This window comes from Lentzea sp. NBRC 105346 (assembly GCF_030269605.1).
Classification (GTDB): Bacteria; Actinomycetota; Actinomycetes; order Mycobacteriales; family Pseudonocardiaceae; genus Lentzea.
This window is the reverse complement of record NZ_BSTQ01000017.1, coordinates 38,059-50,867: the sequence shown is the minus strand read 5'-3', so window position 1 is coordinate 50,867 and position 12,809 is coordinate 38,059. Positions and strand designations below refer to the sequence as shown.

At 70.5% G+C, this 12,809-nt stretch carries 10 protein-coding genes; 4 read left to right on the top strand and 6 right to left on the bottom strand.

The window, feature by feature from the left end:
- Positions 1 to 17: 17 nt before the first annotated feature.
- On the top strand, positions 18 to 3,395 hold the full coding sequence (locus tag QSK35_RS31300; RefSeq protein WP_285751181.1) for an NACHT and WD repeat domain-containing protein: 3,378 nt from the start codon (positions 18 to 20) through the stop codon (positions 3,393 to 3,395).
- On the opposite strand, the gene QSK35_RS31295 is transcribed toward QSK35_RS31300, so the two are convergent.
- Entirely contained in the window at positions 3,379 to 4,869 is a 1,491-nt protein-coding gene (locus QSK35_RS31295) for a PucR family transcriptional regulator (protein ID WP_285751180.1), read from the bottom strand. The two genes, QSK35_RS31300 and QSK35_RS31295, sit on opposite strands and share 17 nt — an antisense overlap.
- Before the next feature lie 77 nt (positions 4,870 to 4,946).
- Here QSK35_RS31295 and QSK35_RS31290 point away from each other — a divergent pair, with 77 nt between their 5' ends.
- Together QSK35_RS31290 and QSK35_RS31285 are read left to right on the top strand one after the other, a co-directional pair.
- Complete coding sequence (locus QSK35_RS31290) at positions 4,947 to 5,261, top strand: DUF3099 domain-containing protein (RefSeq protein ID WP_285751179.1); 315 nt, start codon at positions 4,947 to 4,949, stop codon at positions 5,259 to 5,261.
- An 85-nt stretch (positions 5,262 to 5,346) separates the two neighbouring features.
- Positions 5,347 to 5,478: a hypothetical protein gene (locus QSK35_RS31285; RefSeq protein WP_285751178.1), complete on the top strand. Its 132-nt coding sequence runs from the start codon at positions 5,347 to 5,349 to the stop codon at positions 5,476 to 5,478.
- A 15-nt stretch (positions 5,479 to 5,493) separates the two neighbouring features.
- Here the strand turns inward: QSK35_RS31285 and QSK35_RS31280 are convergent, their stop codons facing one another.
- Positions 5,494 to 6,369 (bottom strand): carbohydrate kinase family protein, encoded by an 876-nt coding sequence (locus QSK35_RS31280; protein ID WP_285751177.1) that lies wholly within the window; start codon positions 6,367 to 6,369, stop codon positions 5,494 to 5,496.
- A complete protein-coding gene (locus QSK35_RS31275; protein ID WP_285751175.1) occupies positions 6,366 to 7,268 on the bottom strand; it encodes a pseudouridine-5'-phosphate glycosidase in 903 nt (300 codons plus the stop codon). The genes QSK35_RS31280 and QSK35_RS31275 overlap by 4 nt, the downstream gene beginning before the upstream one ends.
- 31 nt (positions 7,269 to 7,299) lie before the next feature.
- Between QSK35_RS31275 and QSK35_RS31270 the strand changes: the two genes are divergently transcribed.
- A complete protein-coding gene (locus QSK35_RS31270; RefSeq protein ID WP_285751173.1) occupies positions 7,300 to 7,554 on the top strand; it encodes a DUF3039 domain-containing protein in 255 nt (84 codons plus the stop codon).
- A 264-nt stretch (positions 7,555 to 7,818) separates the two neighbouring features.
- Here QSK35_RS31270 and QSK35_RS31265 read toward each other — a convergent pair whose 3' ends face one another.
- From QSK35_RS31265 to QSK35_RS31255, 3 genes are all read right to left on the bottom strand, one after another.
- The gene (locus QSK35_RS31265) at positions 7,819 to 9,762 is read right to left on the bottom strand and encodes a tachylectin-related carbohydrate-binding protein (RefSeq protein ID WP_285751172.1); all 1,944 of its coding nucleotides are present in this window, start codon (positions 9,760 to 9,762) and stop codon (positions 7,819 to 7,821) included.
- Between the two features lie 17 nt (positions 9,763 to 9,779).
- Positions 9,780 to 11,651 carry a tachylectin-related carbohydrate-binding protein gene (locus QSK35_RS31260; RefSeq protein WP_285751171.1) on the bottom strand — a complete coding sequence of 624 codons (1,872 nt, stop codon included), beginning with the start codon at positions 11,649 to 11,651 and terminating at the stop codon, positions 9,780 to 9,782.
- Between the two features lie 61 nt (positions 11,652 to 11,712).
- Positions 11,713 to 12,804, bottom strand: coding sequence for a YihY/virulence factor BrkB family protein (locus tag QSK35_RS31255; RefSeq protein ID WP_502881743.1), 1,092 nt, complete (start codon positions 12,802 to 12,804; stop codon positions 11,713 to 11,715).
- Positions 12,805 to 12,809 lie beyond the last annotated feature (5 nt).

The following is a 12,809-nucleotide window of genomic DNA, read 5'->3' as shown; positions in this document are numbered from 1 at the left end:
GCCGATACCCTCGGCCGGTGACTCGACGCGAGCGCCGGCCGCTGGACCTGCTGCCGCTGCTGCTCGGCGTCGTCCTCGGCCTCGGTACGAACCTGATCACCGGCTCCACGGACAACTGGCCGCGCGCACTGCAGCCGGTCGCCCGTTATGCCTGGTTATGGCTCCCCGCGCTGATCTTGCTGGTCCTGATCTTCGAACTGCTGCGCCGCTGGTTCGCCGGCCGCCACCGCACCTGGTCGCACGGCAGCCCCTACCCCGGACTGGAGCCCTACACCGCCGAGCACGCCGCCGTGTTCTTCGGCCGCGACGCCGAGACGCGCGCCCTGCTCGACCGCCTGGCCCGTTCGGGCGACCGGTTCATCCCGATCGTCGGGCCGTCCGGGACCGGCAAGTCGTCGCTCATCCAGGCCGGTGTCCTGGCCGGTCTGGGCTCGCGCTGGACCGTGTACGGCCCCGTCGAGCCGGGCGCCGATCCGTTCGCCGCTGTAGCGAGCGTCCTCACCACCACCGATCGCGCCCGCTGCGCCCGTCTGCTGCGCGACGAGGCCTCACGCGGCGGGCCGCCTTCACACCTGCTGTCGCTGCTCCCCGCCGGCCGCTGCCTGCTCGTCGTCGACCAGTGGGAAGACCTGACGCGTGTCCCCGACGCCGGCCTCTTCACCGGGCTGATCGAGGCCGCGCTGGGTGCCCACCGGTCACTGCACGTCCTGGTCGCCCTCCGCCCGGATGCTTTGGGCGAGTTCAGCACCAGCCCCTTGTTCGCGGTGCCCTTCGCGGTCGGCCCTCTGGAGCCGCGCCTGCTGCGCCAGGTGATCGTCGGCCCGGCACGCGCCGCGGGCGTGTCCTTCGACGACGGCCTCGTCGAGCAGATGGTCGCCGAGGCCACCGTCGGCGACGCGTTGCCCCTCCTGGGGCACCTCCTGCAGCGGCTCTACACCGAGTCGAGCGGCGACCGGCTGATCACTATCGAGGAGTACGACCGCGCGGGCCGCGTGGGCGGCGCGATCGCCAGGCACGCGGACGAGGTGCTGCACGCTTTGGTGGCCGTGCACGCTTCGGCGGACATCGAGACCACGCTGCTGAAGTTCGTTTCCTGGGAGGGCCGTGAGCCGACCCGCCGGGTCGTGCCCGCGGTTGAGCTCGACGCCACCGGTCGTCGCGTCGTCGAGGAGTTCCGCGCCGCCCGGTTGTTGGTCGACACGCGGGACGGCACGGCGTTCGACCTCGCCCACGACGCCCTGCTGCGCCAATGGGACTGGCTGCGTGACCTGATCCAGCTCAACGAGGAACGCCTGCGGCACCTGGACCGGCTGCGCGCTCAAGCCGTTGCGTGGGAGCGCAGCGGCCGTGCGGATGACCTCCTGCGTGGCCAGGCACTTGCCGACGCCGAGGCACTGGTCGCCGCAGATGGTGCTCTCGCGAACTTCGTCTCCGCTTCCCACGCGCAGCAACAGCTTTCGGCCGGACATCGGGCGGACAACGCAGCGGCGTGGGCTCGCCAGCACTTCGAGCGGGACAACGAACTGGCGAAGACGATCGCGGTGGCGGCCGTTCGCGAGCAAGCGACCCCAGCCGCCACCACGACCCTATGGGGACTACAGGCCGAGCCGACCTGGCAGCGGTTCGCGGTCGGCCACACGGACAAGATCGTCGGGATGGGCTGGTTGCCCGGCGAGGCCCGGCTGGTGACCGTCGGCGCGGACGGCCTCGAATGTGTGTGGAACAGCGCGGGCGAGCTCGTCGCCACGACCGAGCTGCCGGTGTCCGATGTGGACAAAGCCGAGGTGTCGCCCGACGGGACCAGGGTTGTGCTCCACGACAGCGTCACGACCGTCGCCTGGTCGCGCCACGAGCGACGCGTGCTGGCCGAACGGCGGGATTCGGCCAGCACCAGGAAACTCCGCTGGTCTCGCGACGGCACCCGCCTGATCAGCTGGGCGTGGCGCGACCCGGTCAAGGTGTGGGGAGCCGGGCTGGAGCCGGACGGTGAGATCGTGGACGGCGGCCTCGTGCACTCGATCGACTGGGCGCCGGACGGTAACCATGTCGCGCTGGCGACCGGGTCCGCGCTCGTCGTCGTCGAGACATCGTCGTGGACCACGCGACAGGTAGTCGAGCAAAATCCCTCACTCGCAGTGGCCTGGTCGCCGGACGGCACGCGCATCGCAGCCCTGGTCTGCCGAGTGCCCGAGCAGTCGGACGTGGCCACCGCGCTGGTGGTCTACGACCTTGCGGGAGGTGGTGAGATCGCCGCCGACGTCGTAGGGGCGGAGCGGATCTCCTGGTCTCCAGACGGTGGGAAAATCGCCGTCTCACAGGGGTTCTACGGGGATGTCTGTCTGTTGTTCGATGCCGCGACCGGTACCTCGAGCGCTCGCGTCGAGGGGCAGGTCGAGCTCTTCTGCTGGTCGCCTTCGACGCCGCACCTCGCCATCGCGGATCCGGCTGACGGACGAATCACGTTGTGGGACACCGTGACGGGCGCCGTGGTGCGCACGACGGGTGGGGAGGTGAGCGCACCCGCCTGGGGGCCTGGGCGGTCGCTCATCGCGATCACACAGGAGAACTCGGACGCTCGCCTGGTCGGTACGACCCTCGCCGACAACGCCGTGCTGATCGGCTCGCCGGATCCCGAGGGGGTGGCCTGGTCGGCGGGTGGGCTGATCGCCGTGGCACACCGCGGCGAGGTGGTCGTATGGTCGGCGGCGACGCGCGAAGTCGTCCAGCGCCTGCCGCTGAAGGACGAGGTGTGCCCGAACCTCGGCTGGTCGGTGGACGGGCAGCACCTCGTGGTGTGCGGTGAGTCGACGACGGTCTGGGCGGTACGGGGAACCGAGTTCGCCCTCGTCTTCTCGATGCCGCGACCGGGTACCCGACATCTCGCCTGGTCGGTGCACGGCAGTCTGGCCGTGGCCGACGACCGCATGGTCGACGTGCGCTCCCTGCCCGACCTGGCGGTGGCGGTCGCGAAACCGATCGACGAGGCGACGGCCCTGGCCTGGTCGCCGGACGGGAGTCAGCTGGCGGTGGGCGCCGGCTGGGGGTCCATCCACCTCTGGGACGTTGCTGCCGATGTCCGTCTGCTCGTGCGCCGACAGACGAGCAGGATCCGCCGCCTCGCGTGGTCGCCGGACGGCCGGAGGCTCGCAACCTTCGACGGCGGCATTCGCATCTGGGACACCGGATCCGGTGACGAGCTGGGCGTCACCAAAGCGCCGTGGGGAGTGGCATGGCTCGGCTGGGACACCCCGGACGAGATCCAGGCGATGACACCGGACGGCAAACTGTGGACGTGGACTCTGTGCCTCGACGCGGAAACCTTGCTGGGACAGGGTGAAGCGCGGGAGCTGACCGTTGAGGAGCGGATTCGGTTCGGGCTCAGCGGTTCAGCGTGATGGACAGGGCGATGGCCATCGCGAGGCGTTGCTCCGGGTCGTCCAGCGGCAGGTCGGTCGCCTCGGACATCTTCTGCATCCGGTAGCGCAAAGTGTTGGGGTGCACGTTCAACTCACGGGCCGCCGCGCGCGCATCCCCTTGTGCGGCAAGCCAAGCGCGCAACGTCACCGCGTACTGGGTGCCGTTCTCGGTGTCGTGGCGGATCAGGTCGGCGACCGGGCCGCGCGTCGGGAGGCGGCCGCCGTCCGCGGCGGCGGCGAGCCGGCGTAGCAGCACCTGGGCCCAGGCCTGGTCGTACACAACGGGTTCGCCGGCGGACAGTGCCAGGCACTCGTCGGCCTCCTGGCGCGACGTCGGCAGCGATGCGCAGTCCGCGGGACCGCCGATTCCGGCCTGCACAACGGTTTCGGCCGGTAGTTCGCGGGTCAGGGAGCGCACCCAGTCGACGGCGTCGTCCGCGGACGCGATCACGGTGTAGAGGACGTTGCCGAACAACGCCGAGCGGCCCGGTCGCGACCAGCCGAAGCCGGCGGTGGCGCGCTGGAAGGCGAGTAGCGCGGCGCCGTGTTCGCCCTCGCCTACGTGGGCCTGCACCGCGATCACCCGGAGATCCGCCGCGGGCAGGCCCAGCCGGGTCAGCGTGGCGGGGGTGGGGGACTCCAGCAGGCTGATCACGAGGTCGGCCTCGGCCTGGCGTTCGAGGTCGGTGGACGCCCGCGCGCGCAGCAGGTGCAGCGCGGCGGTGCGGGCGCCGTCCATCAGGGCGGCGGTGCGGGTCCGGTCGACCTCGCCGTTGACCTCGACCCACACCGAGCCGAGTAGCTCGCGGCCCGCTCGGACGGCGGCCACGAGCCGGCTGCCCAGTTGCGGGGTGAGGCGGGGGACGAAGATCGGTTCGTCGGTCGACGCCAGGTGGGTGAAGACGCCGAACTCGTCCAGCGCGCGGCGCGCCTCCTCGGGGACTCGGCGGCCGAGGATGGTTTGGATGCGCACGGGGTCTACGTCCTGCTGCCGGTACGAGTAGGCGAGTACGCGGGACTGCTGGTCCTCGATAGTCACCGGGCCGCCGACCACGCCCGCGATGACGTCGGCCAGTGCGAAGAGGTCGCCTGAGCGCGGTCCGCCCAGTACGAGGGTCTGCGCTACGGACGCGACCTGGCCCCACGGCACGGACGGGTCGACGAGCAGCACGGCGGCACCGGACTTGCGGGACGCGGCCACTACACGTTCGTCCAGCGGGGGAGTGCCGTGCAGGACTACGGCCGCCGCCGACGTCGTCGACACGAGCCGTACTGCCGCGGCCACGGACGGGGTACCCAGGCCGAGGAGGACGTCGTCGGGCGCGGCCGGGGTTTGTTCGGCGGGATCGTGCAGTGCGACGCCGCGCAGCTCGACGTCGCGGCCGCGCGGCGCGCAGCTCAGGTGCGTGCCCAGGCTGCCGAGCACGTCCACGAGGCGATCAAGGGCGGCCACCAGCGGATGTTATCCGCCAACCTGACGGCGCGACTGTCACTCGGACGTGGGACCATGTGAGATGTGGAGGTGGTGTCGTGAGCAGCCCTGACCGGAACGACACCCCGGTGTTGATCACCGAGGCGGCCCCTTCGTACGAGGAGCAGCACGCCGCCCGGCGGCGCAAGTACGCGATCATGATGAGCCTGCGCTTCCCGTGCCTGATCCTGGCGGCGTTCTTCGCGCACACCTGGTGGCTCGCGCTCGGGTTCATCCTGCTGTCGGTGCCGTTGCCGTGGATGGCCGTGCTCATCGCGAACGACCGGCCGCCGCGCAAGGCGGAGCGGGCGAACCGGTACGAACGCGAGCATCGGGCGATCGAGGAGCGCAACCCCACGATCATCGAGGGGTAACGCTGCGGGTATTACGAATAGTCGCCCGTGCTCGCCTTTTCCTACCGTTTCTCCAGGTCAACCGACCCGGAGAAACGGAGAAACAATGAAGAAGATCGTCACCGCCGCACTGGTGATCGGCGCGCTTTTCGCGGGCACGTCGGCGGCCCTCGCCGACGGGACGCCCTCGGGGCAGAGCACGCCGGTCCTGCAGTGCCGCCACTGCGCCGGGCAGTGAGCCTGCTCGCCTGACTCAGCGCGGCGGCTGCGCGCCCACGATGCTCACGGCGCGCGCGGCTGCTCGCACGCCGCCCAGCAGGGCCTCCCGTTTGGACACCCCGGTCGCCCACGCGGCCAGGAACCCCGCGTCGAACGCGTCGCCGGCGCCGGTCGAGTCCACGCAGGTCGCGGGCTCGGCGGGCACGGAGACGATCTCGTCGCCGTCCACCCACGACGCGCCGTCGGGCCCGGACGTCAGGACGACCGCGCCGACGTCGCCGAGCAGTGACTTCGCCGCGGCCGGTTCGGACGACCCGGTCAGCGCCCGCAGCTCGTCGGCGTTGGGCAGCAGGAAGTCCACGCCGCGCACGTCGTCCAGGAACGCCGCCGCCGAGTGGATCAGCGCCGCGGCCTGCGGGTCGACCGACGTCGTCAGCCCCGCCGCCTTCGCCGCCCTGAGCACCGCCAGGCCCGCGGGCCGCGACGTGGCGTCGAGCAGCACGTAGCCGGACAGGTGCAGGTGCCCCGCGCCGACGAGCAGGCCGGGGTCGAGGTCCTCGGGCGAGAACCGGGCGTTCGCGCCGCGGTCGGGCAACATGCTGCGCTGGGCGTTCTCGTCGACCAGCACGACCACGCAGCAGGTCGAGGCCTCGGCGTCCACCGCGAACGCGCACTGCACGCCCGCCGACGTCAGCTCGGCGTGCACCTGCCGTCCGGCGGAGTCGGCGCCCACGCGCGCGACGAGGATCGTCGGCGCGCCGCACTCCGCGAGCCAGGCCGCCGTGTTCGCCCCCGCGCCGCCTGGCTCGATCGTGACCTTCGCGCGGGAGTCGCCGCCGTGCACGATCGGCCCCTTGTGCCTCGCGACGACGTCCAGCCCGGCGTCGCCGACCACGACGATGCTCTTCACCGGGACAGCTCCACGGCCACCTCGGCGGCCAGCTGCACGTTGTTGACGACCAGCGCCTCGTTCGCAGCGAGGCTCACGCCACCGCTGCCGGTGTGGAAGTGCTCCAGCAGCACGGGCGTCACGTCCTTGCCGTGCACGTTGCCCTGGCGGAGCTTTTCGAGTCCCTCGGCCAGCAGCCGATCGTGCAGCTCCTGCGCCATCTCGAACGCGTGCGGAATCGGGTTCGCCAGCAGCATCCCGGAGTTCGACGCCGCGAACACGGCTGCCGCCTGCTTGGCGTCGTCCACGCGCCACGGCACGTCGAACTCGGACTCGCGGCGGTAGAACGCGGGAAACTTGTCGACCTGGTACCCGACGACCGGCACGGACCGGGTCTCCATGACCTCGAGCGTCGCGCCGATGTCCAGGATCGACTTCACGCCGGAACAGACGACGAGCACCGGCGTCACCGCCACGACGTCCAGGTCGGCCGACACGTCCCAGGTCTCGCTCGCGCCGCGGTGCACACCGCCGAGCCCGCCGGTCCCGAACACCCGGATGCCCGCGGCGTGCGCCAGCGCGGTCGTGCTGGCCACCGTCGTCGCGCCGCTCCTGTGCAGCGCGTACGCGGCGCCCAGGTCGCGCTTCGACAGCTTCAGCAGGTCCTCGGTGCACACCCGGTCGAGCTGGCTTTCGCTCAACCCGATGTGCGGCACCCCGTCCAGCACCGCGATCGTGGCGGGCACGGCCCCCGCCGCCCGCACGACCTCCTCCAGCCGGACCCCGACCGCGTGGTTGCGCGGCGCGGGCAGCCCGTGCGACAGGATCGTGCTCTCCAACGCCACGACCGGCCGGTTCCCGGCCAGTGCGTCGCGTACTTCCTCAGCGATGTGCAGTGCCGTCGAGTTCTGGGTGGTCACGAGGGGACATCATCCCAGGTACATTGGACGGGTGAGCACCCAGACTCTTCCCGAGGTCGACGTCCGGCCGGAGGGCACCGATCACACCGGCGACGACACGCCGAAGATGTTCCACTACGTGCGCAAGGCGAAGATCGCCGAGAGCGCCGTCATGGGCACGCACGTGGTGGCGCTGTGCGGCGAGGTCTTCCCGGTTACGCGCTCGCCGAAGCCCGGTTCGCCCGTGTGCCCCGAGTGCAAGAAGATCTACGACAACCTGCCCAGCGGTGGCGACGGGGGCGAGTAGGCCCCGAGCGATTTCGCACGCCCACGGCTCCCTTGCGGGTGCCGTGGGCGTTTGCGCGTCCGGTTCGGCGGCGTTGGCCTGAGGGTGCGGAATGCGTGCGGTCTCGCAGACGAGTGGTGTGGGCGGTCGCTCGTGCGGTGAGTGCCCTGAGGCCACGAAACGCTGGCGGCCCCGCGCGCACCGCGTGCGTTCGGCGACCGAGCCCAGAGAACACGAAACGCCCACGGCCCTTGAGACGGGTGCCGTGGGCGTTTGCGCGTTCGGCTACTTGACCCGGCCGCCGGTGAACGCCGGCGGTGTCGCCGGATCGGACGGCACGGGCGCGGTCCACAGGTACTGCTTGGGATCGCTGCCGTTGTCCGACGCGGCGAGCGCGAGCTCACCCGTCCGCGTCATCGCGAGACTCGTCGGGTAGCCGAACGTCGGCTGCGGGTCCCCCGAGCTGACGAGCCGCCACGGGTGGAACTGGGTACTGCCCGGCGCGACCGATGTCGTCACGCTCACCCGGCCGCTCCCGTCGAGCCGTGACAACGCGACGGTGCCGTTCGGCAGCAGCAGCGCGTCGACGCCGCCGTTCCCGACCCCATCGCCACCCTCACCGTCGATGACCTGCCAGTTGTCCTCGAAGCCGGAACGATCCGCCTTCTCCCGGAGCACGGCCGGCCGCGTGGTCCCGCCGACGTTCAGAGCGCTGAAGGCCAGGATGCCGCCCCGCCCGTCCAGGCTGAACACGACCTGGGCGTCGCTGCGGGGGAGCGTGCCCATCCGCACGGGGAGGTTGCCGGGCGTGTGCCGGAACCACTCCCGCGGCCCCATGGTCTGGGAGTCGATCCAGGTCTGGATGGCGATGGTCGTCTCGTCGCCACGGGTGATCACGACCGGCTTGTCGATGTACTTCGTGGTGCGGTTGCCGAACGGGCGCCACGTCCGCCACTCGCCGTTGGCCTGCTGCTCGCGCACGTAGAAGCGGCCGCGCGTGGTCTCGTAGAAGTCACCCGCGGCGTACAGGGCGAGCGTGCCGTTGGACCGGCGCGTCAACGCGGGCGTCCAGTCCATCCCGCCCTTGAGCAACGTGGGCGTCTGCCACTGGTCGCCCTTGAGCGTGTGCAGTTCGACGGAACCGAGCGAGACGTTCGTTGTGGCGAACACCGCGCTGCCCGTGTCATCGACGACCACGGAACGCGAGGGGCCGCTGTACCTCTGGCCGAAGTCGCGGGTGGCCCAGCCCGAGCCGGTCGAATACGTGTCGATGATCCGGTTGTCGGAGTTGATGTTCACGATGTGCGTGCCGCCCGCGTTGGGCGTCATGATCGCGGCGGGGTGCACGTAGTCGTTCCGGACGCCCGCGCCCCACTCGCCGAAGTTCACGGTGCAGTCCGTGGTCGTCGCGGTGATGTCGACGTCCGTGCCCCAGTCCCAGCCGATCACCGAGCCGGTCGAGGTCCGCCAGTTGCTGGTGGCGTCCTCCTCGGTGAACCGGTTCCACAGCAGCTGCCCCGTGTCGGGGCGTACGGCGTAGTACACGTCGCCGCCCGCCGAGAAGAACTTGTCATAGCCAGGCCACTGGGTGGCCGGGATGACGTCGTAGGTCTGGAAGCGGTCGTAGAAGCCCTTGAAACGGAAGCGGTGCAGCGCACCGGAGCCGTCGCGCGCCTGCAGCCCGCCCTGGCCGCTGGCGACGATCATGTTGAACCGGCTCCAGCCCACGTCGATGACCTGGTCGGCGACCACCCACTGGCGCAGTTCCTCGTTGTAGGCCCAGCGACGCAGCTGGTCTCCTTCGAGCGTGTAGATCTGGCCGTCGGCATCGACGGTGATCTTGTTGCGTTCGGTGAGGTAGCGCTGCCAGCCCCAGCCGATCGTCTCGTACTGGCCGCCGCCGGGCATCGTGTCCCAGCCCGAGCCGTTGTAGCGCAGCCTGCGCAGCTCGCCGCCGGTGGTGATGTTGTAGAGCCGGCCGTCCTTCCCGGCGAACGTCTTGCCGCCCCAGCCCCAGCCGACCTGCTGGGCGCCGCCCCAGCTGCCGCCTCCGTTCACCGGGTCGGTGTGCTTGTACAGCCACAGGTCGCCGTCGGCCTGCATCGTGAAGATGTTCACCGCAGGCTTGCAGGTGGTCGTGGTCTCGGCGGACGCGGTGCCACTCGGCACGGCGGTGAGCGTGGCCGCGGCCGCCGCCGCCAGGCCGATCGATCTCAGTTTCCGGTTCATTTTCCGAATCCCCCAGCTCAGTTGATCGATCCGCCGGTGAACTGCAGCGAAGTGGCCGGGTCGGCGGGGACCGAGGCCGAGTAGAGCTTGCGGCTGCCCGCCGTGAAGCCCGTGACCACCGCGACGTCGCCCGACCTGGTCGGGAAGACCCGGATCCCGGCGTTCGTCGCCGAGTCGGGCGCCGCGATGGTCTGCCACGGCTGGAAAACGCCGGGTGAGGTCGAGACGGACACGAGGAGCCCGGCCTCGCCCGTCGCGGCGATCACCGTGGAGCCGTTGGAGAGGACGTGCGCGCCGAACTGCTCACCGGTGATCTGCTTGCCCGCCGCGTCGGCCACCGGCGTCCAGCTGGAGCCGAACCCGTTCTCGTTGCCGCGCACGAACATCAGCGTGTTGTCCTTGCGCGCGAAGGCGATGAGACCGGTCCCGCCGTCGCCGCTCAGCACGACCTTGCCGGTCGCGCCGGAGGGCAGCCACCCGATCCGCGTGGGCTGGCCGCCCTGCGAGTGCTTGAACACCTCGTACGTGCCGTCGGTGGTCTGTGCCACGATGATCGAGGAGTTCGCGGGATCGGTGATCAGCGTGAGCTCGGCGGGGTACTCGGCGGTGCCGAACTGCCGCCACGGCCGCCAGCCGCCGGGGATCTGCTCGCGCACGAAGAGCTTCCGGCCGCTCGTCGCGTAGACGGCGAGCGTGCCATCCGAACGCTGGGAGATCGACGGCTTCGTCTCCATCCCGCCCTTGATGGACACCGGCGCCCACCACTGGTCCTTGTAGACGGTGTGCAGGAGCACGTCGCCGGTCGGCGCGAAAACGCTCGCGACCGTCGCCGAGCCGACCTCGTCGTCCGCGACACCGTCGGACACGCCGACGTACTGGCCGTCCACCCACGCCGTGGCCCAGCCGGACTCGGCCGAGTACTGGTCCTTGAAAGCGCCGGTCATGGCGTTGACGCCCAGGATGTGCGTGCCACCGGTGGCGGGCAGGGCGACGGACGCGATCTCGCCGGCGCTGCCCGCGACGGAGCGATAGTTGGGCATCGGCAGGTCGGCCGAGCAGTCGGTCGTCGTGGCCGTCACGTCGTGGTCGGTGCCCCAGCCGTATCCGACGACCTTCTCGCCCGCCCAGTTCAGGTCGGACTCGGTCTGCCGGTTCCAGACCAGCTGACCGGTGTCGGGACGGACCGCGTAGTACACGTCGCCGCCGGGCGTCAGGATCTGGCCGCTCGAGCGCCAGTCGTTCGACGGGTCGACGCCGTCGTAGACGAGCGCGCGGTCGGTGCTGCGCTGGAAGCGGAACCGGTGCAGCGCGTTCGCGGAGTCACGGGCCTGCAGCGTGCCGGGCGCGCCGCCCGTGATGGAGTTGAACCGGCTCCAGCCGGTGTCGACGACCTGCCCGCTGCCGTAGGCCCACCGGCGTCCGGGCTCGTCGTAGAGCCACCAGCGCAGCTGGTCGCCCTCGAGCGTGTAGATCGAGCCGTCGGCGTCCGCGGTGATCTTGTTGCGCTCCGTCAGGTAGCGCTGCCAGCCCCAGCCGATCGTCTCGTACTGGCCGCCGCCGGGCATCGTGTCCCAGCCGCCGTTGTTGTAGCGCAGCCGGCGCAGTTCACCCGAGTCGGTGATGTTGTAGAGACGGCCGTCGGCGCCGGCGAACGTCTTGCCGCCCCAGCCCCAGCCGACCTGCTTGGCGCCGGCCCACGAGAAGCCGCCGTTCACCGGGTCGGAGTGCTCGTAGACCCACAGGTCGCCGTCGGCCTGCATGGTGAAGATGCGGACGGTCGGCTTGCAGGTGGTGGACTCGGCGGCCCCCGCCGAACCCGTGGCCAGAGTGGTGATCATGCCCGCCGACAGAGCGGTGGCAAGGCACAGCGATCTGAGCTTCGTGCTCAAGTGGAACCCCCAGGTTGGACTGTCGGCGACAGCTTACGTAGGGGGTCTGACAATGTCCGGATTAGGTGGATTGTTCGACGTCGGCGGGCTGCTCGGCCTTCGGCTGTGGCACGCGCAGCGGCGTCGTGAGCTGTGTGTCCGCGGGTGAGGGCGCGGTGTACTCCTTGGCCTGGCCGTTCTTCTCGGCGCGCAGACGCTCCGCCGCCCGCTCCATCTCGAGCCGCCGCCACCGGCGCCGCTGCCGCTTGGTCATGTGCGCCGGCCACATGTCCTCGATCGCGCTGTTGAAGTACGCGCCGATGACGATCGCCAGCCCGATGAAGAACACGAACAGCAGGAACGCGATCGGCGTCGCCAGCGCGCCATAGGTGTAGCCCGTGGTGGTGATCCACTGGATGTACACGCGCAGGCCGATCGACGACAGCAGGAACACGGCCATCGCCAGTACGGCACCCGGCAGCCCGCGGTGCCACGGCAGCTTCCGCGGCAGCGCCAGCTTGTAGAGCGTCGCCAGCGCGAGCACGAGGATCACCGCGACGACGGGGTAGTAGAACCGGCCCACCCACGTCGCGATGAACGGCTGCCACGAGCCGGGGAAGAACTGGGGGATCAGGTCCGGGCCGAGCGCCAGCACGGGCAGCCCGACCACCAGGAGTATCAGCGACACCATGTAGAGGCCGAGCGCGAAGATCCGCTGCCACAGCTCGTTGCGCACGCCGTACTGGCCGTGCGCCACGGTGATCGCGTCGACGAACGACGACATCGCCGACGACCCCGCCCACAGTGAGATCAGGAAACCCACGGACACGATCTCGCCCTTGCCCGTGGAGAGGATCTCCTGGACGGTCGGCGCGATCACACCGTTCACCACGTCCCCGCTGAAGATCGTCCGGCTGAAGCCGATGATCTTCTCTTGGACGGCACGCACGACTTCCTGGCCGAACCAGTCGCCCAGCCAGCCCATCGCACCCAGCACACCGAGCAGAAGTGGCGGAAACGACAACGTCTGCCAGAACGCCGCCTCGGCGGCTTCTGAGAAGATGTTGCCCTCCCACGCCTTCGACAGCGTGCGCGCCACAAGACGCAGCGGCCCCTTGGGGGCGGTGCTGCGCGTGTTGTTGTCGTCAGGCGAACCCATCGCAGGGTCAAGCATGGTGC